This is a genomic window from Bacillus cereus, assembly GCF_015071065.1.
GTDB classification, from domain to species: Bacteria; Bacillota; Bacilli; order Bacillales; family Bacillaceae_G; genus Bacillus_A; species Bacillus_A cereus_BA.
The window spans coordinates 1-23,954 of sequence record NZ_VOVA01000024.1 but is presented as its reverse complement, the minus strand read 5'-3'; the positions used below and the strand labels follow the sequence as shown (position 1 = coordinate 23,954).

Sequence of the window (23,954 nt, the reverse complement as noted above, 5' to 3'; positions counted from 1 at the left end):
GATCTTAAAGGAATATTTGTTATTATAAGGGCATTGTTATATCTCAATTCAAAAAAATCACCGAAAGAAAAAGCAGCTTTGTAGGTGCGTTTTTTTTCGGCGAGATATTGATAAATGGAATCAGCACAAATCTTCAATCATTCACTTTGAACTATATAGATATAATTTTTGTTGCAACTGTTTGTTGAAATGCCTTATCATGCTCAACAATAACCATTGTGGGATTAAATTGTTGAATAAGCTCTTCAATCTGCATACGCGAATAAATATCAATAAAATTTAATGGTTCATCCCATATATATAAATGAGCTTTTTCACATAAACTTTTAGCGATAAGCAGCTTTTTCTTTTGTCCACCAGAATAATAAGATATATCTTTCTCAAATTGAATTCGGTCAAAATCCATCTTACGTAGGATGGATTTAAATAACGTCTCATCAATCTCGTGCCTTTCCACAAAGTCCGCTAGCGATCCCTTCAAATGAGAAGTATCTTGTTGGACATAGGAAATGATGAGTCCTGAACCTAAAGTAACTGAGCCTGTATGCTGTATTGGATGTCCTAGCATTAGCTTTAGGATACTACTTTTCCCGCTTCCATTCTTTCCATCAAGTACAATTCGGTCCCCTTGTTCAACTATGAAGCTAATTGGTTCATTTACTATTTGGTCATCATACTTAACAGACACATCAGTCAAAACAACCAATTCATTTGACTGAAATTTCAATTGTTCTAATTTTAACGACTCAGTTTTCTCCACATTTTTTAGTAATTTTGACTTTTCTTCAATTGCTTTTTGTTGCCTTGATTCAAGGTTCTTCGCTCTCTTCATCATCTTGGCCGCTTTATGTCCTACAAACCCCTTATCTAACTTAGATCCTGAATTCCTTGTTCCATTTTTTGAAGCTTCCACTTCATGAGACCAACCTGCTGAACGCTTTGAAGACTGTTTTAATCTCCCTATGTCTTTTTGTAAACGCTCATTTGTAGCCTCTTCGTGTTCCTGCTGTCTATCAAAATTTAACTTCCAAGAAGAATAGTTACCACTTTGAACTTCAATATTTGCTCTATTTATAGATAAGATATGGTCAACACATCCATCTAAAAAGATTCTGTCATGTGAAATCAAAATAAACCCTTTTTTCTTCCTTAGATAATCAGAGACCATCTTTCTTGCATCAGTGTCTAGATGATTTGTTGGCTCATCAATTAATAGAAATTGACCCTCATTCAAAAACAGTGCAGCAAGCAACACCTTTGTTTGTTCGCCATTTGATAATGTTTTAAATGGTCGATACATGGCCTCGGCATCAACATTTAAATAGGATATTTCACGCAGAAATTCCCAATCTTCTGCTTGGGGACAAATTTCTTCAAGGATTTCATGAGTGAACTTGTTCTTATCTGAAACTGGGTAAGGGAAATAATTAAATTCTACCGAAGAAATGATTTTCCCACTATACTCATAATTCCCTAATAATAAATTAAAGAATGTCGTTTTCCCTCGTCCGTTTCTACCGATAAATCCTAGTTTCCAATCCGTATCTATTTGAAAGTTTACACCTTCAAAAATATTATCAAAGCTACCTGGATATGAAAAAGTTAAGTCTTGAACTTTTATCATTGACATAATAATTCCTCCTTTATATATCGAAAATCTTCATATAAAGTCGGAATATCCATCAATTTTTTAATTCCTCTATATAAGTTTGATGGATATTAACGACTTATATAGAGCATTGCATGTGTAACAATAGTGTCTGAATTACTCATTTTTCTCTCTCCTTTATTTGTTAGGTTACAGTTACGGATTAATAAATATCAACTTACCTATAAGAGAATAAAAAAATCCTCCCAATTTGTAATCGGAAGGATTAGTATTTCACTTATACTTAATAAGTTCTTATTTATCATTGGAATCATGAAAAATAAAGTATGAACTGATTTGTAGAAATGGATAGACTAACCCTATATTTTGCAGTTTGAAGTTATTAATTTCAAATTTAAATATAGATTAGTTAATCATTATTCATCCATCAGTCCTCTCATAATTCTATTTTTAGAGTAACATTCTTTTTTATGGAGTGCAATATCACAATCATCTTTTTTCTCTTCTCCCGTCAGGAAAAATTCATTCTAATACTAATATGTACCCTTATTGAGCAAAACTGCCACTATTTAGTTAAAGAAAAAAATCCTGCAAAAAACAGGATTTCAATCAACCTTTATTATAAATTTATTACTCTTTATTTTAAATAATCGAACTTTATTATAAAACTACAATAACACCACAAATAAAAAATATAACTGTTATTATTGCTAATAGTGAATGTACTACACGCAAAAATAACCTCTCCTTATCTCATTTGAAACTCCATTAATATATTATTATTTTTATTTAGCAAACAGATGGCTTCCAATTTGTGCAACGGTTTGACGTGTTGTAATCCATTTGTCAGTCGATGTTTTGGGATTATAGAAATAGAGCCAATCAGAATTTGTTCCTTTTGAAGTGAGAGCCTCGTCTACTGCCATTCTTGCTTCCTGTGTAGCATGCTGATTAATTCTACCGTCTGTAACAGGAGTAAATGCATAACCATTTTTAATAGGTTCATAAATTACGTCTGTAATTGTATTTGGAAAACCATTTGCGTTAACCCGATTTAACACTACCTTTGCCACTGCAACCTTGCCTGCATACGGTTCCCCTCCTGCTTCTGCATTCACTAATCGAGCCATTAAATCCACTTCTTGTAATGAAATACCCGTATCAATCTTTAAGTGTTGACCGGCAAAAATTTGATTTCCGTCCACATTATTGTTTTGTTTAATAGACTGTATTGAAACCTTGTATTGTTGTGATATAGAACTTAATGTATCTCCGCTTTTCACTTGGTAAATTGCTTGATATGAATTAGTTGAAACCGTTGAATTATTTTTTTGAACATATTCGTTTGTAGTTGACGACCCTGGAATTGTTAAGCGTTCTCCAATATTAATTTGATCATTCGCTTTGCTATTAGCTTGTTTAAGTGATTGTACGGACACTCCATTTTGTTTACTTATCGCTTCTAGAGTATCATTCTTTTGAACCGTATAAACTGTTGAAGCCGCAGCCCCTACTGGATTTGATATTATTGTAATCATTGCTGCAGATAGCGGTAACCAGGTTTTCACCTTACATAACTTCATTCAAAAAAAACCTCCTAAAAATAGTTTAAATAGGCTTAATAAGTTTAAGTTAACAGCAAATTAAGCTAGTTATAGCGTAACAAAACATAACATATAAGTCATTGAATTTGTATTTCTATATAATAGTTGAGTTGCTGATGATATTGAAAATGAATTATTATCGTTAGGTTTCGAAAGAGCTGGACCATCTACTCTAATTCTCAAACTAAATATGATGAATGTAGAGGATTACTTCAATTTTCAAAGAGAAATTAAAAACTACCTTGAGGCTATGAGGGTTTCAAGGTAGTTTTTAATACATTTCATCTTCTGCAGTTATATATATACGTGATTCCATTTTAGCTTTAATGCGAATAATAATTCGTTCATATACAGGTTTTAACATAATTTTAATAACCTTTTACTGTTTGCAAAGGTGGTCCTCATTTCACAATTTTTTGTCTAATTGCCATTACAGCTGCTTGTGTACGATCTGTTACCCCTAATTTTTGAAGAATATTATGAATATGAGTTTTAACCGTTCCTTCCGAGACACAAAGAATTTTTGCTATTTCATGATTTTGTTTCCCGTAGGCTAATAATTGTAAAACATCAATTTCTCGCTTCGTTAAAGCTTCAGTATATTCATTTTCTGCACTATCCTCCTGAGGAGCATTATCATATTTCAAAAATTGTGCAAAAGCATGATTCGCCGTCGTACTATTATAAATCATGGCACCTCGATTCATGGCACGTATACTATCTAACATTTCCTCTGTTTCTGTATCTTTTAATATATATCCAACTGCACCGGCGCGAATACCATCTAGGACATATTGCTGTACATCAAAAGTTGTTAATAAAACGACCTTAGTATTTGGTAATATATCCATAATATTTTTAGTAGCCTCAATGCCTGATAGATCTGGCATTTGAATGTCCATAATAACCATATCTGGAACTGTCTCTAAAGCTGTATTAATTACCCCCTGGCCATTTTCACACTCTCCTATTATCTCCATATCATCTTGCATTCCAATAATATAACATAGGCCCTTTCGTACAAACGGTTCATCATCAGCCAGTACAATTCGAATCTTTTCTGCCATCATTCTCCTCCATTCTTATGAATTGGAATCCTTGCTTCCACACGTAGTCCTTTCGGTTCATTTAAAGTAAAGGAACAACTGCCTCCGACTGACTCACAACGTTTTATCATACCATTCAGACCAAATCCAAATTCTAATTCCTTATCTCCCGTAAATATGCCATTATCATCAACTGACAACTTTACTACTCCATCTATTTCTGTCACACTCACAATAACAGAATCTGCATGTGAATGTCTTAAAATATTCGTTAAAGACTCTTGTAAGATACGATATAATATTGTACTTTCTTCCATCGTCCACTCTGATATTTTCTCACTATGAATAAATTCTATTTGTAATAGTGAGTTTGCCTGAACTTGTGAAATTAATCCTTTTAATGAAGTAAGTCCAAGATCTTTTTCATCACTTGTCCAATCCCTTACAGCAGTTCGGACCTCCTCCATTCCTTTACGTGCTACTTTTAAAAGATCGTCGACAGAATCATGAGCTGCAGATGGATTTTTCTTTAACATAATTTTAAGCGCCTGTAATTGAATAATAAGTGAGGTCATTTGATGCCCAAGTCCATCATGAATTTCTCGTGCTAATTTTGTTCTTTCTGCAAAAGCAGCATATCGCATTGAAAGTAAAGTTGTTTCTTGTAGTTCAGCATGGGCTTCGTCTAATTCTTTTAACTGCTTTTGATTTTTTTGATATGCTTCCTTTAGCTTAGATGTACTACGAATCGAAACATAGATACCAGTTATCATTAATATTTCTTGATAAGGAAACATACTAGAATGTATAAATAAAATTAAAATTATGCCAGTTATAGCAGATAAAACAGTAGTAGTTCGTGCCCACTTTGGTTCAGCTGCAGCAAGAAAAATTAGAAGTGGTAATAGTACATAGTTAGGATAACTAGGATAAAAAAAATGTACTATACAAGACAATATTACTAATACAGAGAAAAACAACAAATATTTGATTTCATTCCAACGGTATTTAGGTGCATTTAACATCCATAGATAAATTGCGACAAATATACTACATACCCATATTGCAAAAGTTCCGTAAGGTGCGAAGCTTTTATAAAAAAACAGACACAACAAAATACTTCCAATTGCATTCCCTACATGACTACCAATAAATTTATAAAATGTTTTTTCCATGTTGATAGTACCTCACACCCCTATTTATTAAAGCATTATATTTCCCCATTAGTAGATGCTGATCTCTTTATTTGTTAATTACAAATATAGGGATTCACATCCAGATATTTAATGATAAATAAAACAGTAACCTTCGTTAAAAATAAGTTTCATTACACCTAGAATTAAGAAAAGGACCAGTACAATATGTAGGGTCCTTTTTCTTGATATAATCGTTATTTTACAGCTTCTTTTAATTCTTTCCCAGCTTTGAAAGCAGGTACTTTTGCTGCTGCAATTTGCATCTCTTCACCTGTTTGTGGGTTACGTCCTGTACGGGCAGCGCGTTCACGAACTTCAAATGTTCCAAATCCGATAAGCTGTACTTTCTCTCCGTTAGCTAAAGCGTTTGTAATTGCATCTAAGACTGCTTGCGTTGCTACAGCAGCATCCTTTTGTGACAGTTCTACTTTTTCTGCTACATTTTTTACTAATTCTGTTTTATTCATTATCGTCACTCCTATAACTATATGTGAATGAAATTATAACGAAATTAATAATTTGTTGCAAGAATAGTATATTTCATTACATGAATTAAATTCTTGCCATTGCTTAAGATTAATAAAGTACAAATCAGATGAATGATTATTTGCTTGAATGTTTATAACGCTTTTTTATAATGACCATGCTTTACCACCTGTCGAAATTCTATCTCTTCACACCCCCTATTTAGTATATCTTCTGAAATATCTACAACGATTGTATTAGTTAGTACACTTACTACATATCCTTGAAATTTCAATTTAGAATCACCTCGATATGTAAAGCGAACAAGATCTCCTTTTTTAATGTCGGGTAATTTGCACATATAGACCTCCTATCCAATCATCTCAACTGTTCTTTCAAAACATCCTTTGGAATTTTATAATCATCAATTGAGTTGTTTTCTGTTTTCTACATTTCCTAAATGAAACGATGAATGAATGTCATTCACATGTATGAGTATAGACATTTTCTTGATAAAATCAAAAATGAGTTTTCTAGTTCAAAATCGAGCATGAGCCTCTTTTCACACTATATATTAAGTCTATTTTCTTAAATTTTAATGTCCCTCCTCGAGGCATGATGAGGGGGAGCATTAATATTTACAAACTATTTATATAAATTTAGCGCAATATACGTTTTGGGCTTTTTTCGATGTGCTTTTTCTGTTTCCTTTCCATTCTTAAAACACGAATTGTTAAAAAAGCGAAACCAAATGGCGCAATAAGAATCGAACATATAAATAATCCAATAGCAATCAAAACTTGTAAAAGTAGGGTTTTAATAAAATTACTTTTACGAACAGCTTCTTTTCGTTTTTTATTTATCATATTTCTTATTTGATAATAGACCATTCGTGAAAAGGGATATAAGATTGCATTTGCAATAAGTAACAGCATATAACTTATTTTATTAGTTGGAACGATTCCCCAAAAAACAAGGAATATTAATACTGATATTAAATAACTTGTAATTAAAAACTTAATATCAAAAGATCGAAAAACACTAATTATAATCCTCATTTGCTCATACCTTCCTTATTTTTAGAACCACTGTTTAAAGCAATCATTTATGAAATATAATTGCTTCATTCAAATAATATTGCTTAAAAAAATTCATAGTAAGAATTGAACTTAATGCTGTTGGATATTCCTCCTAATTTAAAAACGCGCTTTTTAAATAGAAAGACCCCTCAATATTATTGAGGAGTTTTCTTAGTAAACATGTCATAAACTAATGCTTATAATCAGAAAGCACGCATTCTCCCTTGAAGATATGGGAATACTTACGGATTAAATCTATTATTTCATGAAAATGATTTTTGAAACGATATAAAATTTCCTGTTACAAGCAAAAATAGATTTACTAAAATTTATTCTTACGTGTTAATATGTATATTTACATTTCTAGCATTATTATTCTCTTGTACTCTTCTCTTTAATTGTTTTTAGGATGTTTTAAATACGTATTATTAATTTTGTCAAAAATGCTTCTTAATTAGATACTAAAAAACACACATATTGTATATGCGTGTTTTTTAGTATACAAATTCTTTAGGCACATGAGACGGATACCAAAGAAAAACTTCTTATACATATTCTATCAAAGGAATTCTCCAAAAAAACTACTACATTTTCTCTTGATACGGAAATTTCGTATCACTTTATCCTCATTTTTTAAAAATAAATCTTTTAGATTGAACTACCCCCACTTTCACTTCGTTTAGAAGAGGGGGATTCCTAAGTAAAGAGTTCTATCGAACTCTAATTTATTAGGCTAGCTCCACAGTCCTTGCGGTTAGAAGCCTTATCGCTTCATTCTTTAGATTGATACTTGCGTTAATATCCCTATCATGGTGTGTACGACAAGAAGGGCAGTCCCATTTACGTAGGTTTAGATTTTTAACGTCTTTGTTTTGATAGCCACAACAAGAACATAATTGGCTGGAAGCAAATGTTTTCGATACGACAATGACTTGTTTGCCGTACCATTTTGCTTTGTATTCCAACATGGCTCGAAACTGTGACCATGATACCTCACTAATTGCTTTTGCTAACTTATGATTCTTTAACATATTCGATACTTGCAAATCCTCTATACCGATAACATCGTGGTTTTTGATGATTTCAGTTGAGATTTTGTCCAAGTAATCTTTTCTAGCATTTGCCATGTATTCATGAATTCTAGCTACCTTTACTCGTTGTTTATTCCAGCGAGAAGAACTTTTCATTCTTCTAGAAAGAACACGCTGTGCTTTTGCCAACTTCTCTTCTAATGATCGAAAAAACTTCGGATTTTTATAGGGTGTTCCATCTGACAAAACGGCAAAATCTTTTAGTCCTACATCCATTCCAATGTAAGATTGTGTTTTCGGAAGTTCTTGTACTTCTGTTTCAACTAACAATGACACAAAGTATCTGCCAGAAGGGTTCCGTCTAACTGTAGCATTTAAAATACGTCCCTTTACTTCACGACTTTTGGCAAATCGAATAAGACCTAGTTTTGGCAATTTTATTTTGTTTCCTACAACGGCAATGTTTTCATTTGTTTGTTTTGTGGTATAAGATTGTACGTTGTTCTTCTTAGATTTGAAACGCGGGGCATTGTTTTGTTTTTTGAAAAGGCGTGTATAAGCATCCGCAAGGTTGCGAACAGACGACTGAATCGCAATACTATCCACTTCTTTTAGCCAAACAAACTCTTTTTTCATGGCAGGGAGTTTGGCAGAGCATGTACCATATGTCAAACCTTTACCTGTTTCTTTGTATGCATTATCCCATATAGATAGGAAATGATTGAATACAAAACGAGAACAACCAATCGTTTTATTGATTAGAGTTACTTGTGCTTTATTTGGATAGATACGAAATTTATATGCTTTATTGATAATCATTCGTTTCACCTCCATTTCGATATATGTCTATTATATACCAAACATACATTCGATATGTAGTGAAGTGATCATGACAAATTGTCCAGTAACACTTTACATATGTCGAACAATTAAGATGACCTCATGCCATCCCTTGTTCGAAGCCAATTCATCTCCCACCTACTCACTGGACTGTGACCCTTCACGTTCCTTGAGGAAGGAGTCTTCTTGGCTAAAATGATAAATAAAGGTACATCAATGATTCAAATAATAACCAATCTAATGTATCTAAATTTTTCATATTAGCAAAATTAAGGTAGGACATATGATAAATCCTTTATTTATATTGGAAGAACCCCTTCTGGCTAGGAGAGCAGAAGGGGTTCACAATAAGGGATCATTTTGTCGCAATTTGTAAGGAGACAAAATATTTAGTTGTCAGGTATTATTATTACACAACCTTCTTTTGATAAGTGTTCTTTAATTTCCTTATTAAAGGAAAAAATGAGAATTCTCAACAAATACTATTATGTTATGATTTTATTGCAGAGATGGGAAAGCAATATTAGATATTATGACACGGAAAAATAGCCGATACTCAATTTGAGTATCGGCTATTTTTTGTATTTATATAGACAACTCACTAATTAAATAAAAATACCTCCAATTTCAATTGAAGGTATTTTTAAAACACAACGGAACAGTTAGTATTCTCTTGCTACTTGAAGAGAATACTATTAATTATCCCACAAAATATATTTAGGACATTATAAGACAACGTGCTTATTAAAATATAGAAGATATTATTTTTCAGTATTTAATAAAGATTTTCCTACCACAGCAGCAGCGATCCCACCTAGGATTGGGGCTATAATGAATACCCATAATTGAGAAATCGCTTCTCCTCCAGCAAATAATGCTGGTGCAAAGCTACGAGCAGGATTCACAGAAGTTCCTGTTAATGAAATACCTAATAAGTGCACTAACACTAAAGTAAGACCAATTACAATTCCAGCTAAATTTGCATTACCCTTTTTACCTGTTACAGCAACAATAACTAAAATAAAGACAAATGTTAACACAAATTCAACTAAGAATGAACCAGATGCCCCTAAATTCCCAAAACTATTCTGACCTAAGTTATTTAATGTCATACCCGATGATTTTAAAATAGTTACTAGTGTTACAGTTCCTAATAAAGCACCTAAGATTTGTGCTATTACATAATAAGCAAGTTCCTCAGCCGTCATACGTTTATTTATAAACATGGCAATAGATACCGCAGGATTCACATGGCAACCAGAAATTGTACCAATGCTATATGCCATAGCAACAATTGATAATCCAAAGGCCATCGCAATTCCTAAAATACCAATCCCTTCTACTCCACCACCTATTACAGCTGTTCCAGTTCCAAATAGTACTAATACAAATGTACCAATACATTCAGCAATCGCTTTTTTTATCATGATTTTCCTCCTTTAAATATGCATAAAACTTAATTTAATACTGTTTTAAATCGTTTCATGCTAATTAAGTTCTCTTTAATAGAACTACAAATTAAAAAGCACTCACTTTTATTACAAGTGAATGCTTTTTAAAACACAGTGAATAGATACTGAACTTGAATAAATACATTACAGTTCATAAAGAACTTAATTAAATTATAGCAAACACAAAATAATATTTTTGCTACATTTTTTCCGGCAAAGCGGTAAAAATGTAGCGAAAATTATTTACTTTGACATTTTAATATTATCGCTACCAATGCCTATTCCACTTAATCAATCTACACTACCGCTAATATACTTCTCATATTCAAGGGTAGTAAAGAATTCATAAACAATCTCGGGATTTACATAGATTACAGCTTTTGTCTGAGTTCCTATTCCTAGTGCCAAATTTGACCCTGTTTATATATGAAGTACACCATTATTATTTATTGATTGATTGATTGGAATGTATCTATATACTCTAATCCTATACTAACTCTCGGATTTAAAAATTCTGGGTTTATATTTATTTGATCCAATCTATCCCTTTTCTCACTCTCTTCCGCAAAAGCTGATGCAGGTATCGTGCTGGAAACAATTAAGCCAGCTAATAAAAAACTAGTCCCTGCTACTATACTAAACACCTTTAATTGACTAACTCCCTTAGTATTCTCTCATCGTTTTTTTTGTGAGAAATTACGGAGAATTTCATGTAATTATGGAAAAACATTATGCGCTAACGCCTTATAATTAAATAGTTATAAATTTATTTTTAGATATTTTAGTGTAGAATATGAACTTTTAAAAATGGTAAAGTTTAATTTAAATGATAAATGCAACTTTTAATTGAATTAATATCACTTTCCGTTAACTTACCTGAAAAATATATAATTGGGGTTTTTGTATTTGGTGGCTGATAATTAGTAATTATAAAATCATATTTTATTCCATCATTAATTGAATTATATATTTTTACATTTTCCCCAATGCTATGGGTTAATGTTGAATATACAACCCGCTTCTCCACCTCTGTACCGTTAAATAAAAATAAAATATTAATTTCATCAGCGAAAGAATTTAAAAGGAGTGTCGCATAGGTGGTAAAAAATTTAATTTCGTCTTTATACATTCTTTTTTCATTATGGGTTTTATTCCAAAATGAAACCCAGGACCTATCTTTTTTGTAATTCTGTAAAGACTCATTTTCAAGTTTATCCAATGAACCGAAATAGAATCCTAATGATAAATTATATTGACTATAAATAAGACAATTATAAAAAATAGAACCTAAACTCACTACTAATTTTTCTTTTTTTTCTTTTTTTATATTATGTTTTTCCATAAGAATATCGATAAGCTTTAAATAGTTATGATAATCATCGTTTTTAAATTCCTTTAAATATTCAATCGTTGCCTCACTTTGTTTGCATGTAGTAGCGAATGCTAAAATCAAATAAACATTTAATGCTTTAATTTCATTTTCAGGTAATTTGATTGAATAATACCTCTCAAAAGTTAGAATAATTTCAGTAATACAATTTGCTTGGTAGCTATCATATACAGGTACATCATTAATTTTATTTTGTATATAACATTTATTAGAAACTCTGTTTATACAAATAGACAGAATAACACACAACATCTCAAAATCTACCGTCACTTTATGCTCTCGCAGAATATTTAAGATCTCTTCCCTTAGTATATTTGGCAATGAGAATTGCTTTGTATATTTTTGTGTATTATAAAAAAAAGCGTGATAATAATGCCTAATATTTAGCTCTTTCCCATCTAATTGGATTTCTCTTAATTTAATTTCTAACATACTCTTTTTAAGCATTTTTTTATGTTCTTTTATATGTTTTTTTAGTGTTAATTTACTCACAAATAAATTTTGAGACCACTTTTCCAACGTATAGCATTTGTTATTAAATAAACCTAGCATAATTTTATATATTATACTTTCAACTAAATGTGAATTTATGATAGGTAATATCGAATCAGTAATAGGTTTAATTAATATATATCCTTTCGATTTTACGCTAATAATATCCCAATGTTCAGGAAGGTAACTTTTCAGTTGAGAAATATCGCTTGAAACCGTCCGGATTGAACATTGAAGTTGTTCAGCAATATCTTTAGAAGGAACCAATTTTTGGCCATTATCTAAAATTTCGAGGATATGAATTATTCTTTTTACAGGTTTATCATGAATTAGACTACGTGTAAACTCCAGCATTAATATTTCCTCTCTTTTAAATACATTTATGATGCAGGATAGACTGGTTAAGAAAGATTCTATTTAATGAAAGTAACTTTACTATATACATATAAAATTTAGGACAACACTAATACTCTTTCTGTGTTACAAAAATGTTATATTTTGTTTATTCTATGAACACTAACTAAAGGTAAGCGATAAAAATTTAGTTAATATACATCTATTAATTAGAAAGGCATTCGAATCAAACTTCTCAATGCATAAACTTATTAAAAATAAAGGGTTAAAAATACTATTCATAAATGAATGAATATCATTCATTCTGTATTACAAATGTATCCTAATTATGACTGTATCATTCTTATTATTTTTAGACATCTATCTTGAGATTGATTTTTTATAACCCTCTCTATCTCTAGATAGAGAGGGTTTCTTTTTTTAATGCATTTATATCAGTAACAAATGTTAAAAAACGAACTTTAATCAATCGTTTTTTTAACATTTCCTTTTTCTAAAACCACAGAAAAGATAAGTACTATAGTTAACACTATAATAAACTTTACTTCACTTCCATCGCTGACAAAAAATGAATACAAAGTATAAATTAAAATTAATATTCCATAAATAATTTTGTGCAATGAACTCCCCCCTTTTGCCATAAATATTTTAGTATAAAAGTTTAATTCAAGTCCTATATCAAAATGAAAATAAAAAGCACCTGTGATATACACAAAGTGCTTTTCTCTTGTCAATTTATATATTTTCACTATACTTATCTATTTTATTTTTATAACTTAAACTTCTTCAAATCGTACTTTTCTAGAGTTTGCTGCAATTCATTTTGTTCATATGGAATATGTTTATCTGTCTGTACACCCTCAACATTTGCTCCACCTACTAATAATCTCCTGTACTTAAAAGAGTGCCCTGTTAATACTGTTTTAATCATTTTGTATTGCCCTCCTTTTGTTTGATTACTTGTATGATAAAACAAGTGATATGTAGTCTATCTGGAGTGTATGTAAATTTAAAAAATCTCTAATAAAATGTTTATGTTTTTAACGTTACCACCAAAACTATTGCTCCAATCACCATGATTTGAAGAGACAGTACCCATGTTTTATCTTCAATTCCTGCTACAGTTCTATATTGAGTAAAACTAGTTGATCCCTATAATATAAAAAAGAGCACCACTTTTTGGATGCTCTTCGTTATAACTATATATTATTTAATTTCCTTCTTTTGTTGGTACATTTTTTCCTTCTTGAGAATCTGTACCTTCTGACCTTTCAACAGTTTTGGCATATCCTGATTTTTCAGGATTTCCCATTTCAAATACAGGATTTGAATCTGTACTTCCCGGTTTTTTGATTGCTTTTGAAAACTCATGTCCAGGTTGTGATTCTGTACCTTCTGGTCTTTCAATTGTTTCGCTATATTTTGATTTTTCTACTTTTTGATTTGATTTTACATCTTCTGTCCCTACTGCACCACCCGCTATTAATCCTGTACTTAAAAGTGTTCCTGCTAATAATGTTTTAAACATATCTATCATCTCCTTGTGTTTGATGACTTTTATCTTAAAACACGTATCTGGAGTTGTTATGTAATCTATCTGGAGAATATGTATATTTAAAATATCTTTAAATAAAATGTTTTTTTACATAGTTTTAGCCAAGCCTAATGATTTTAAATTAGTTTTATTTTACTTCTACTTTAATCGTACATATATTTTATTTTTTTGAAATGTTATTGAACATCCTGTACTGACGAAAATAAACTTTTATTATTAGTTTACTTTCAATTAAATGAAAAGAAAAACTGAATTTGTATTAGGCCTTATCGGTGGTGTTTTTGGTATTATTTGTGCGTTTATCGCTTTAATAATCGGTGGTATGGGGGCTGCGTTTGAAGCTGAAGGTCCAGATAGCATCATCGGTTTAGGATGGGGAGCTGTTGCTTTATCGATCTTAGGAATTGTTGGCTGTGTAGTAGTTAAGAAGAATGCTAAAGTTGGCGGGTTCATCTGTATCTCTATCGTTTACTTATTACTAGCCGTATTATTATTAATCGGCGGATTGATGGGTATCTTCCGTAAAGATAAAGCTGCTGTATCTGCTTAAAATAGGCACTCGAAAGATTGCTTTTATTTTTTCTCAATGACTAATATTAATTAACATGGTAAAATAATATTTGGATGGAAGTCCAATACATATTATTAAAATTAAGATGGTTCAAGTCGGAGGAAGGCACCTTAAGGTGTCTTTTCTTTATGTCTTTTCTTTATTATCCGATTCATCAGTTTTATTATAAACACATTTTTCTTTTCCCAAAAGACCGCCAGTATCCCATTCGCCACCATATTGAGCACACTCCCCAGGTGAACCATCATCCCGATCTCCTGAAGAATGAGATGTTTTTGGTTGAACATCTATTGCGTCATAATCATCCCAACAAAAATCAAGACAATACCCCAATCTAATAAACATTTGCAGATTTATTTCTAGGATTTGTATCCATGCTGGAACAAAAAAGATCTACATAGATTAACAATGTAGATCCTTTTGAATATAATTTTCAAACAATTACTTTCCTAACTTGATTGCTTTTTTTATATTACTGAATGCACCTTTACCATATAATAATACACCCCCGCGGTAAACACGACTCGTTAAATCTATCATCATAAATATTGTTGCTAATAGAATAACTAGTGCAAGAACAATTTCCCATACTGGGATATTCAAGAATCCAATTCGTACGAGCATAACAATAGGAGTGAAAAATGGTATATAACTAGTAATGGTAATAAAAGAGCTGCTTGGATTTGAAATCCCATAAAGTGCGATATACAAAGCAGCAAGTAACATAATTGTCAGCGGCATAACAGCTTGAGAAGCTTCCTCTATACGACTAATAATAGAGCCGAATAGACAAGATAATGAACCATATAATAAAAATCCTAATGTGAAGAATATAATCCCATACACCATTAAGGTAGGAGCGAATGAATATAAATCAATTCCATTTAAAATATCATTTTTCGATCCATTAATTGCTGTTTTATACCCTATAGTTGCGACAAAGCCCCAAATTATTATTTGAGTAATCCCAGCCAATAATGTTGAAAAGAGCTTTGCAAATAAATGTTTTGTAGGCGATATACTTGAAACAACTAACTCCATTACACGCGAAGATTTCTCAGTTGCGACATCTGTAGCTAATTGTGCAGCATACATTAGTATCATTAAATAATTAAGGAAAATAAAGACATTAATTAAAATTGCTACACTTTCTTTATGTTCTCCATCTTTAACCTTATCTGAAACTGTTTTGGTTTGTATTTCTACTGGCGTAGTTAATACCTTTAAATCGTTTTGCGAAAGATTCAATTGCTGAGCGAAATTAGAAGATTGTATTTGAGATAAAATAGTTTGAACCTTTGTAACATCTTCCTGATTTACATCTGTCTCAGCTATATAAGTAGCATTCAGCTGTTTATTATCCAATTCCTCTACAACTATTGCATATGTATATTCACCGTTTTTAACGCCCGATTCTGCTTTTTGTTTATCCGTACTGTGCTTTACATGTAATTTACTATCGACATTTTTAAATACTTGATGAATTGTTGTATATAATTCTTCTTTTTCTGTAACAACAACAACGTTTTCTTCCTCATTCCCCACAAAAAAGTCATAAATCTTGTCAACATTCATCAATCCTATAATTAACATAGAAATTATTATTGTAATAGCAATAAATGATTTTGATTTCACCTTAGATTTATAGTTTTGTAAAAAAATCGTCCAGAAACTACTCATGTTGTGCACCTACTTTCGCAATAAAGATATCATTTAGTGTAGGCTCTTCAACTGCAAACTTTTTAACATACTCTAGCTTTGTTATCTCTTTAAATAAAACATGCGAAACTTCTTCAGATGTAATTTTAAGTGTAACTGCATTCTTACGTTTCTTAATACTTTCTACACCTTCTATGTCTTTCAAATGGTCAAAGTCATAATCACCAATAATTACAACATTCTTTTTACCAAAATCACTTTTAATTTTTGCGATGTCGCCCTGAACAACAGGTACTCCTTTATGCATGATACAAATGTGTTGGCATAACTCTTCCACATGTTCCATCCGATGTGAACTAAAAAGAATGGACGAACCTTGTTTTTGCATATCAAGAACAGCCTCTTTTAACATTTCAACATTTACTGGATCTAAACCACTAAATGGTTCATCTAATATCAAAAGTTCAGGCTTATGTATAATTGCTGTTATCAATTGAATTTTTTGCTGATTCCCTTTTGAAAGTTCTCCTACTTTTTTGTTCAGATACTCTGATATATTAAAACGCTCCAGCCAATAGTGAAGTTCTTTTTCTGCATCTTTACTTTTCATGTTCTTTAGTTTTGCAAAAAAGTTAACTTGTTCTTTGACAGTCATTTTCGCATAAAGCCCACGTTCTTCTGGTAAATACCCAATTTTATCCGTAACATCATAATTTATAGGGTTACCATTCCATGAAATAGTTCCGCTTGTTTTTGATAAAAGTCCAAGTATCATTCGAAATGTAGTCGTTTTACCTGCTCCATTTCCGCCCAAGAATCCAAATATTTCACCTTTCGGTATCTCGATATTCAAATTATTCACTGCAACATGTTCGTCAAATTTCTTTGTTAAATCTTTAATTAGTAAACTCATTATCCACACCCTTAATTCCCAAGATGATTTATTTATACAATTGTATATCCATAGTCAACCACAATATTTTGACCTCTAATGGCATCGCTTTTATCAGACATTAAAAATAAGATGACATTTGTAACATCCGAAATTCCAACAAATTTTCTATACGGTATCTTTTTTAATAACTTATCGCCTTCAAAAGCATCTATAAAAAACCACTTATATTTATTATATGGATAATTAGAATAAGTGGTTTTTTATCTGGTATTTATTATTATTCAACTGGCATTGAGAAAAAACAAATACCATATATAGTAATTTTAGGATAACATAAGATTATGAATAACGAATATGCAATACTGCATATTCAATTAAATTGCACTTTCAAAACAATGTTATTGAACATGCTTCACGCTTTACATTCGATTTTCTTCCTATATCTATAGAAGGAAAAATAACATTGGTTGCTTTTATTGGAAAAGCGTCTTAAAATATCGATTAACGATGTTACCTACTTTACCTTTTAACCACAAAAAGCTGCTTCAGCATATTTACCTGAAGCAACTCTTGTTATCTCAAAAATGGTAATGGTGCTTGCTGAATTCCGTTTTGAGTTGAGATATAAAAAGATTTTGCGAATCCCTCACTGTGAATACATTCGTCTATTACGAGCATTATAGGAATCTTACGTAAGTCTAACATGAGCTCCTTTCTAACATGTTCTGCTAAAGCAAGATTAGATATGGATATAATAAAAATACCTGGTAAACTCTTCGTGTTCTCGAAATTCAATAAATTATTTGGGCCATTTTCAATTTGGTCTTCCCAAATTTTCAATCGCAATTTTAAATGTTGCGCATATCGTTGGCCTTGTTGTACCCTCTCAAATATGAAATTTTGATTCCCGATTGGGGTTTTAATTTCTCCAACAGCAATTGGATTATACCCATTACCAGTACCTTTTAGCTTTGGATACCAGCACCAGTTTTTTAATAACTGCTGCCCTATTGCAAACTCATATTTTATTTGATTCATAGTAACAAATCTTTGTACCCCTGCTACACCAAGTTTTAACCATTGCTCCGGCTTTAAAGAATAGTTTGTATTACGGTTATGATAAGCCCACATCATCAAATGACCAGCAGTATTTAGAGTGATTGGTGCAGATGTTTTGGGTTGATCCGGAAACAGCCCCGATTTTATCTCCCATCGACTAACAAATCCATACAGCACCAGCTTTTTCAGCGATTCTGAGACCTGGGACCTACTAATTTTAGATTCCACAAAATTTTTAATTTGAGCTTCGGTAATCGCTAATGAATCCCAAATAAGTTTTAGTATTAAGTTGTCTTTTTCATTTATAAATCCTGAATTAATTCTGTCATAAATACTACGTAAATCTGTGAGTGGTTTAAATTTATCTGGAAGAATTGGTCCCCCCTGTAAAGAGGGGTCATCCCAAAGTGATAACGATTCGTCCCTATTAAGCCAATATTGAACCGCCTTTCCATTCTCTTGTACGGAAACCTGCAGCGCACTCATTAGTTATATAAAAACGCCGTCGGGTCGTTAACTTTCTTACGTCCAAAAGGAAACTTAAAGATAACCCCCGACCCTCTCTCTTTTTCTACATCCACACTTACAATTCTCATACTTACTACGTCATCCAATACTGGCTGTTCCATTGTTTTAGGGACAATTCCTTTAATTGTGCAGCCTTGGTCCAATTCAACAAAAACTCCAAAACGCGGGTCAACATTTACAACCCTTCCCACAATCGTGTCACCTTCAGCTAATTCAGATAATAACTGATAAGGATTTTCCACGGCTGCTTTTCTAGAAACATGGATTAGCCGCTGTTCTGGATTAAACTGTAGAAACTTAACTGGGATACGTTCACCAAGGGGTGCATAGCGATCCACAGCATTTTTATACACTCTTCCATAGTTTAGTTCATGTAATTTCATGAAGCATTCTGCACCATTGATGCGTAAGAATATGGTTGGAACTTGAGCATTCATGTTATATCCAGTTACCTCAGCTTCGTAAGTAGGCTCTTGAAGTCTTTCATCTTGCTCCAATTCTATTAACTCCCGAATTAACGCATCTGCAGATCTCCTACTAGCTTCTTTTACTGAAACCTGAACTTTATTTACATCCAGTTCATCAGGCATTTGTGTAATTACTACGTTAAAAATATTACCTGTGAATTGTGTAATACTTCTAAAAGAGTAATCAGAGAAGTCTTCTTTTTTACAAATACCTATAATCTTTCCGTTTTCAAGGGCAAACTCAGCATATTCAGTATCTGGATCATCTTTATCGTGTCTTTTAACCGTTCTCAATACTGCCCGAATTGGCTCTTTATATCTACGTAGTGCCTGTAGCTTTTCATAAGTTTTTAAATCCATAAAAATATCTCCTCTCCCTCGTTCAATATTTATAAAATTCAAAAATAATACTTCTACTTGAATTATTGTTACTTTTAATTGAGAAACTAAGTTTTTTAGAAATATTTTCTGAAATTTTTAATCATTTTTATACTAGACCTGCCACTTACCTTATTTATAAGAATTAATGTTAAAATAGTTATATATTCGATCAATTAAATTCTTATCAAAAAATTATTTCTATACGAGCAAAAATTTATATTTTGTTGTTTTGAAATTTGAATGTGAGGGGAAGAAAGATACGTAAACTGCTTAACGGAAAAGGGTATTAGAAAAAGAAACAGGAGAAGGTTCGCTTTATTTCGTATTGCCTTCAGATGTGTTTCACAAATACGTAGGGCTTTGGGGCTATCTAATTCGGTCCGGGGAATTTCATGAACCTGTTAATGTTGATTTAAAATAAATTTTGATCAAATTGATACTAATAATCTTGATAAACGATCATAGGAAAGAGCGTGTTTTGAAAAAAAGATTGATCAAAACACGTTCTTAATATTTTCATTTGGTTCATTCTTTTATAAAAAAGTTTGATCATTTTCTGCCTGTGTTACTCAACAATCGCGCCCGATTGTTGAACAAAGAAATACTCTACAAAATAGATCTTTTTATCAAACTTTTTTACAAATTATCAATCTTTATTATAAATGATCAGACTTTTTTATAAATCATCGAACTTTATTTTAAATCCACAAGAATCAGGGGTTTTAGGCGTACCAACCACATTTTAACGAAAATATACGCTAAGCAAAATTCAACATAAGAAAATCTGAATTAAAATTGTGCGTCTTACCCCTATTAAAACTATATAAAATAAATAAGAAGCCCCTTTAAAATAATCACATTTCAAAAAGGCTTCTTATTTATAAAGTCCCTTTAGCTTTAACCCTTTTTTTAAAAATAATAAAAGACAATGTTGCTGCTATGATAGGAACCAAAAATGTAAAGCTAAGTGATTTACCGCTAAAGACATTGGCACTTGAACTTCCAGCTCCTGAAATATTAGGTGTATATGTAAGTGTAAGAAACATTCCTGAAACAATTTGAAATACGAATAGAAAACCTATAAAGCTAATAATGAATACTGCATAGCTCTTCAAAACAAATCCCCCCGTAGTTTATATATATTTTCTCTAATTTAAATTACATATTATTCTAATTGTAACATTTGTTTCAATTTTTTGATAACTATGTTGTAGCTTTGAGATAAAGTTTAATCAAAAATACCCCACAAACCAGCATTTTACAATAAATATAAAGCATCCATTTTTACTTATGTTGTTCAATAATAGCGTCCATTTGTGGCATAAAATGACAAGGTCACGGAAATGAGCCACTTTATTTAGAGTAACGTTCTTTCTGCATTAAAGTGAATAAAATCAATTTAAGGAAATAAATTAAAAATAATAAAGAAGTAAACAAAAAAGAGAAAGAAGAAATCGGGAATTTCCAAGGAAGGTTGTGGTGAACATCAAGGTTAGGAATTTTTATTATCTGATTGCAGGCATCCTTGCGATACTGTTTGCCGTCACGCACGCATGGAACGGGCAATCCGCTGTGCTACCGACGCTCAACATTGAGGCGATATCCGTGGGTACCCGGACAGTATTCACGTATGTCTGGCACATCATCACGGCGGAAAATCTGGTCTTCGGCATCGCTTTTATTTTCATGTCATTCCAAACCGAGCGATCAAAGATCCGGTTTGCCGCATGGTTGATTGCGGCGATCCTGATCGTCCGACTGATGGTTATTCTTGGTGTAACGGCATTGCTTGACGTATCGGGGCTTACGGATACGCTTATAGATTCGATTGCCATCGTAATCTATGTCGCCCTCATCATACTGGGCACAAGAATGAAGAAAAAGCAGTACGATGGTCAGCAACCACAGTAACAGAGATGTCCGAGTTGTCTTCTAACTCTGTAAGAGGGTAAACCCCATGCCCATCAAGCTAATAACAAGAAACGAGTTACATACTACCGTTTTTCTCAAAATCCGAATCAACTGGGACCTGAACAGAATGTCTTGCAGACCTAAATGAGCGTTATCAAGATAGAGGACATTAACACCAGGAATTAAAGATTCTAATGCCCTCTAAGGCTTAACCAAAAAGGATTTTATTATTTCCGCTAAAGTTTAAATGTAAAAGTTACAGGTATCTTGGGGTTACCCGTTATTCCAGAATATGGCCCGATTGCTGAATAAGAAAAAATCCTGCACATCAACACAGGATTTTGATCAAACTTTTTTACATATTATCAATCTTTATTTTAAACGATCAGACTTTTTTATAAATTATCAAACTTTGTTTTAAAGCCACAGTTAAATGGGTAAATACTTATAAGATGCATTCTTTAGATTCTTATGTATTACTAGATGAATTTAACCCCAACCAATACGAATTCATGATTTATGAAGAATTTGGTGTAGCTAGGAAGCTAAATCAAATATTGGCATCTCATGGAATACATATAAATAATAGCTTTGAAGAATTTTTGAAATTAGAAGAAATCCCTGCGGCTGCTGTAAAAGAAGTAAAAGATTGTTTAATTACAAATGAATGTATGAACGTTTATCCAGAAGACTTTCCAGTTGTAGATGGGGTAGCACCACATCACCATCAAGTTAAGCTTATATAAGTTTAATTTTACGTAGAATTTTTTCTTTTTTCTAAAGGTCCAGTGTAAGTTCTTTAAAGATTTGCATACTAAATAAACCCTATTGGGTTTCAATTTTTTTGATTATGCTACATGATTGTGAGACATAGTAAAGTCATATACGACGCCTAAGATATCAAAGACTGTTTTCTTCTTGTACCGGTGAGATTTTCTCCCGTTTTTCTCTAAAAGATAAAACAAACGCAGTAAAACTTTTAATAATTCATGGATGCCCTTCTGTAATCCTTCATAAAACAATAGATAATAATTCTTTATCATATAGATGGATTTGTATTCACTTAGCTCTTTCTTTTTCTTATCCAAGAGTAACTGACGCATTTTGAACATCGTCGATGAACAAAGTAAAATACTAATGAGTTATCCATATAAATGGCATTCCAAACGCTCTTTCTTGATTTCTTTGCACTTGTTAATTTGAAAGAAAGATTTCCATGTTTTGAACAAGATTTCAATTTGCCGGCGTAATGAATACAAGTCATGGATATTTTCCGTTGGAACATTTTCTGAAGAAAGATTCGTTATATACACGTTGATTCCACTCAACCTTTTACTTCGTTCTTTGTAGGTAATACCTTTCTTCTTTTCTTTTTTGGCTTGTTCCTTCAATCTTTTCTCTGTTTGTTCTTTTGTTAATCGATGAATAATAACACGAGCTGGTATTTTTTGATACTGCCCAATGTATGCTTCTGAAATCTCCATTGTTTGACCAGGTGACAATTGATTCATGAGTTCTTCCATATCTAACTGAGTAAATAGTGTTCCTTTCTTCACGGTCCCATTTCGAAAATACTCTGGATTATCATTTTTACGATAGATTCGAGAATTTAATTTCAAACGTGAGACATAGTAGGCTTCCTTTTCATGGATCTTTTGTAAATCATGTAAGTCGAAATACCCTAAATCTCTTATGCACAAGTCTTTTGGTTGCATGGCTTGTAGGCTTATTGAACCAAAAGTTTTATCATTTTCTCTTCCTTCTCCTACATAAACGTGCAGGAACTTTCCACTCAATAGGTCATACTCCAATTGAATTTTAACTCCTGCCGTATGGCTACTTCCACCCGAACCTTGATAATGTGAAGAAAACTTATCTGGAAGCTGAAATGTTGTAGAATCTAGAACCCGAATGCGCTTGAATATCGGAGTATATTGATGAATCATTTCTTGTGTTGAATGGATTCTTTGAGTTAAAAGGTTAGCTAGAACTTGTTCAAGAAACTGTACTGCGGAAACATTAAATCGTTGATTAAGTCCTTCAGGACTGATAAGAACACCTGTAGATACTTCAAGGCAGCTACATAATTGTGTGAGTGATGTACTTGCGACCTGTTGACTAAGCCATACACATAAAGCAACTAACTCCTGTGCTTGATATTTACTCTTTCGCTGAACGAATCCTTTTTCTTTGGCTAGGTGTTCTAGAACATGAGGAGACATATGTCGTTGTAATTCTTCAGCAATCAGCTGAAGTTCATCAAGAATCGAAAAATTCATAAAGAAACGCCATCCTTTCTGTATATTGCTACAAAAAGAATAGCGTTTTTTTCGCTTTATAAACACAATTTTTTTCAGTAAAAAATGTGGGC

Annotated in this window: 23 protein-coding genes and 2 pseudogenes; 4 read left to right on the top strand and 21 right to left on the bottom strand. The window is 32.0% G+C overall.

The features are described 5' to 3' along the window. Nucleotides 1-151: 151 nt before the first annotated feature. From FT637_RS26935 to FT637_RS26870, 14 genes are all read right to left on the bottom strand, one after another. Complete coding sequence (locus FT637_RS26935) at nucleotides 152-1,630, bottom strand: Lsa family ABC-F type ribosomal protection protein (protein WP_193648857.1); 1,479 nt, start codon at nucleotides 1,628-1,630, stop codon at nucleotides 152-154. A 764-nt stretch (nucleotides 1,631-2,394) separates the two neighbouring features. After that, entirely contained in the window at nucleotides 2,395-3,192 is a 798-nt protein-coding gene (locus FT637_RS26930) for a cell wall hydrolase (RefSeq protein ID WP_193648856.1), read from the bottom strand. Nucleotides 3,193-3,614: 422 nt separating this feature from the next. Then, complete coding sequence (locus tag FT637_RS26925) at nucleotides 3,615-4,280, bottom strand: response regulator transcription factor (protein WP_319805971.1); 666 nt, start codon at nucleotides 4,278-4,280, stop codon at nucleotides 3,615-3,617. Continuing rightward, the gene (locus FT637_RS26920) at nucleotides 4,280-5,434 is read right to left on the bottom strand and encodes a sensor histidine kinase (RefSeq protein ID WP_193648854.1); all 1,155 of its coding nucleotides are present in this window, start codon (nucleotides 5,432-5,434) and stop codon (nucleotides 4,280-4,282) included. The genes FT637_RS26925 and FT637_RS26920 overlap by 1 nt, the downstream gene beginning before the upstream one ends. A 215-nt stretch (nucleotides 5,435-5,649) precedes the next feature. Continuing rightward, entirely contained in the window at nucleotides 5,650-5,922 is a 273-nt protein-coding gene (locus FT637_RS26915; protein ID WP_098319459.1) for an HU family DNA-binding protein, read from the bottom strand. A 152-nt stretch (nucleotides 5,923-6,074) separates the two neighbouring features. Further along, nucleotides 6,075-6,281, bottom strand: a complete 207-nt coding sequence (locus FT637_RS26910) for a DUF2187 family protein (protein ID WP_113770973.1) — start codon at nucleotides 6,279-6,281, stop codon at nucleotides 6,075-6,077. Between the two features lie 298 nt (nucleotides 6,282-6,579). Then, a complete protein-coding gene (locus tag FT637_RS26905) occupies nucleotides 6,580-6,978 on the bottom strand; it encodes a hypothetical protein (RefSeq protein WP_193648853.1) in 399 nt (132 codons plus the stop codon). A 749-nt stretch (nucleotides 6,979-7,727) separates the two neighbouring features. Next, the gene (gene tnpB, locus FT637_RS26900) at nucleotides 7,728-8,849 is read right to left on the bottom strand and encodes an IS200/IS605 family element RNA-guided endonuclease TnpB (RefSeq protein WP_193648852.1); all 1,122 of its coding nucleotides are present in this window, start codon (nucleotides 8,847-8,849) and stop codon (nucleotides 7,728-7,730) included. A gap of 782 nt (nucleotides 8,850-9,631) precedes the next feature. Next, nucleotides 9,632-10,297: an aquaporin gene (locus tag FT637_RS26895; protein WP_113770975.1), complete on the bottom strand. Its 666-nt coding sequence runs from the start codon at nucleotides 10,295-10,297 to the stop codon at nucleotides 9,632-9,634. 470 nt (nucleotides 10,298-10,767) lie between these two features. After that, a complete protein-coding gene (locus tag FT637_RS26890) occupies nucleotides 10,768-10,965 on the bottom strand; it encodes a hypothetical protein (RefSeq protein ID WP_193648851.1) in 198 nt (65 codons plus the stop codon). Between the two features lie 173 nt (nucleotides 10,966-11,138). After that, entirely contained in the window at nucleotides 11,139-12,557 is a 1,419-nt protein-coding gene (locus FT637_RS26885; protein WP_193648850.1) for a helix-turn-helix domain-containing protein, read from the bottom strand. Between the two features lie 461 nt (nucleotides 12,558-13,018). Next, the gene (locus FT637_RS26880) at nucleotides 13,019-13,306 is read right to left on the bottom strand and encodes a hypothetical protein (RefSeq protein ID WP_193648870.1); all 288 of its coding nucleotides are present in this window, start codon (nucleotides 13,304-13,306) and stop codon (nucleotides 13,019-13,021) included. A 20-nt stretch (nucleotides 13,307-13,326) separates the two neighbouring features. Continuing rightward, nucleotides 13,327-13,488, bottom strand: coding sequence for a hypothetical protein (locus FT637_RS26875; protein WP_193648849.1), 162 nt, complete (start codon nucleotides 13,486-13,488; stop codon nucleotides 13,327-13,329). 279 nt (nucleotides 13,489-13,767) lie between these two features. Continuing rightward, complete coding sequence (locus tag FT637_RS26870) at nucleotides 13,768-14,085, bottom strand: hypothetical protein (RefSeq protein ID WP_193648848.1); 318 nt, start codon at nucleotides 14,083-14,085, stop codon at nucleotides 13,768-13,770. Between the two features lie 262 nt (nucleotides 14,086-14,347). Here FT637_RS26870 and FT637_RS26865 point away from each other — a divergent pair, with 262 nt between their 5' ends. Next, nucleotides 14,348-14,662 (top strand): DUF4064 domain-containing protein, encoded by a 315-nt coding sequence (locus FT637_RS26865; RefSeq protein ID WP_193648847.1) that lies wholly within the window; start codon nucleotides 14,348-14,350, stop codon nucleotides 14,660-14,662. Between the two features lie 147 nt (nucleotides 14,663-14,809). Here FT637_RS26865 and FT637_RS26860 read toward each other — a convergent pair whose 3' ends face one another. From FT637_RS26860 to FT637_RS26835, 6 genes are all read right to left on the bottom strand, one after another. Next, nucleotides 14,810-15,028, bottom strand: coding sequence for a hypothetical protein (locus tag FT637_RS26860; protein WP_193648869.1), 219 nt, complete (start codon nucleotides 15,026-15,028; stop codon nucleotides 14,810-14,812). Between the two features lie 96 nt (nucleotides 15,029-15,124). Beyond that, complete coding sequence (locus FT637_RS26855) at nucleotides 15,125-16,363, bottom strand: ABC transporter permease (protein ID WP_193648846.1); 1,239 nt, start codon at nucleotides 16,361-16,363, stop codon at nucleotides 15,125-15,127. Then, nucleotides 16,356-17,255, bottom strand: a complete 900-nt coding sequence (locus tag FT637_RS26850; RefSeq protein WP_193648845.1) for an ABC transporter ATP-binding protein — start codon at nucleotides 17,253-17,255, stop codon at nucleotides 16,356-16,358. Before FT637_RS26850 ends, FT637_RS26855 begins: the two co-directional genes overlap by 8 nt. A gap of 32 nt (nucleotides 17,256-17,287) precedes the next feature. Next, the gene (locus FT637_RS30390; RefSeq protein ID WP_224992862.1) at nucleotides 17,288-17,368 is read right to left on the bottom strand and encodes a hypothetical protein; all 81 of its coding nucleotides are present in this window, start codon (nucleotides 17,366-17,368) and stop codon (nucleotides 17,288-17,290) included. A 442-nt stretch (nucleotides 17,369-17,810) separates the two neighbouring features. Continuing rightward, nucleotides 17,811-18,782: a hypothetical protein gene (locus FT637_RS26840; protein WP_193648844.1), complete on the bottom strand. Its 972-nt coding sequence runs from the start codon at nucleotides 18,780-18,782 to the stop codon at nucleotides 17,811-17,813. After that, the gene (locus tag FT637_RS26835) at nucleotides 18,782-19,651 is read right to left on the bottom strand and encodes an RNA-binding protein (RefSeq protein WP_193648843.1); all 870 of its coding nucleotides are present in this window, start codon (nucleotides 19,649-19,651) and stop codon (nucleotides 18,782-18,784) included. The genes FT637_RS26840 and FT637_RS26835 overlap by 1 nt, the downstream gene beginning before the upstream one ends. A gap of 960 nt (nucleotides 19,652-20,611) precedes the next feature. Here FT637_RS26835 and FT637_RS30385 point away from each other — a divergent pair. From FT637_RS30385 to FT637_RS26820, 3 genes and pseudogenes are all read left to right on the top strand, one after another. Continuing rightward, a complete protein-coding gene (locus FT637_RS30385) occupies nucleotides 20,612-20,734 on the top strand; it encodes a hypothetical protein (RefSeq protein ID WP_264675747.1) in 123 nt (40 codons plus the stop codon). Between the two features lie 414 nt (nucleotides 20,735-21,148). Further along, nucleotides 21,149-21,583, top strand: a complete 435-nt coding sequence (locus tag FT637_RS26825; protein WP_193648841.1) for a hypothetical protein — start codon at nucleotides 21,149-21,151, stop codon at nucleotides 21,581-21,583. Between the two features lie 401 nt (nucleotides 21,584-21,984). Next, nucleotides 21,985-22,293 (top strand): annotated as a pseudogene (locus FT637_RS26820) (hypothetical protein); the annotation flags it as partial. 138 nt (nucleotides 22,294-22,431) lie between these two features. Here FT637_RS26820 and FT637_RS26815 read toward each other — a convergent pair. Further along, nucleotides 22,432-23,862: pseudogene (locus tag FT637_RS26815) on the bottom strand (IS4 family transposase). Nucleotides 23,863-23,954: the final 92 nt, after the last annotated feature.

Coding starts and splice junctions, on each gene's coding strand:
- FT637_RS26935 (WP_193648857.1), bottom strand. CDS start 1,630: ATGTCAATGATAAAAGTTCAAGACTTAACTTTTTCATATCCAGGTAGC.
- FT637_RS26930 (WP_193648856.1), bottom strand. CDS start 3,192: ATGAAGTTATGTAAGGTGAAAACCTGGTTACCGCTATCTGCAGCAATG.
- FT637_RS26925 (WP_319805971.1), bottom strand. CDS start 4,280: ATGGCAGAAAAGATTCGAATTGTACTGGCTGATGATGAACCGTTTGTA.
- FT637_RS26920 (WP_193648854.1), bottom strand. CDS start 5,434: ATGGAAAAAACATTTTATAAATTTATTGGTAGTCATGTAGGGAATGCA.
- FT637_RS26915 (WP_098319459.1), bottom strand. CDS start 5,922: ATGAATAAAACAGAATTAGTAAAAAATGTAGCAGAAAAAGTAGAACTG.
- FT637_RS26910 (WP_113770973.1), bottom strand. CDS start 6,281: ATGTGCAAATTACCCGACATTAAAAAAGGAGATCTTGTTCGCTTTACA.
- FT637_RS26905 (WP_193648853.1), bottom strand. CDS start 6,978: ATGAGGATTATAATTAGTGTTTTTCGATCTTTTGATATTAAGTTTTTA.
- tnpB (WP_193648852.1), bottom strand. CDS start 8,849: ATGATTATCAATAAAGCATATAAATTTCGTATCTATCCAAATAAAGCA.
- FT637_RS26895 (WP_113770975.1), bottom strand. CDS start 10,297: ATGATAAAAAAAGCGATTGCTGAATGTATTGGTACATTTGTATTAGTA.
- FT637_RS26885 (WP_193648850.1), bottom strand. CDS start 12,557: ATGCTGGAGTTTACACGTAGTCTAATTCATGATAAACCTGTAAAAAGA.
- FT637_RS26875 (WP_193648849.1), bottom strand. CDS start 13,488: ATGATTAAAACAGTATTAACAGGGCACTCTTTTAAGTACAGGAGATTA.
- FT637_RS26870 (WP_193648848.1), bottom strand. CDS start 14,085: ATGTTTAAAACATTATTAGCAGGAACACTTTTAAGTACAGGATTAATA.
- FT637_RS26865 (WP_193648847.1), top strand. CDS start 14,348: ATGAAAAGAAAAACTGAATTTGTATTAGGCCTTATCGGTGGTGTTTTT.
- FT637_RS26860 (WP_193648869.1), bottom strand. CDS start 15,028: ATGTTTATTAGATTGGGGTATTGTCTTGATTTTTGTTGGGATGATTAT.
- FT637_RS26855 (WP_193648846.1), bottom strand. CDS start 16,363: ATGAGTAGTTTCTGGACGATTTTTTTACAAAACTATAAATCTAAGGTG.
- FT637_RS26850 (WP_193648845.1), bottom strand. CDS start 17,255: ATGAGTTTACTAATTAAAGATTTAACAAAGAAATTTGACGAACATGTT.
- FT637_RS26840 (WP_193648844.1), bottom strand. CDS start 18,782: ATGAGTGCGCTGCAGGTTTCCGTACAAGAGAATGGAAAGGCGGTTCAA.
- FT637_RS26835 (WP_193648843.1), bottom strand. CDS start 19,651: ATGGATTTAAAAACTTATGAAAAGCTACAGGCACTACGTAGATATAAA.
- FT637_RS30385 (WP_264675747.1), top strand. CDS start 20,612: ATGATAGGAACCAAAAATGTAAAGCTAAGTGATTTACCGCTAAAGACA.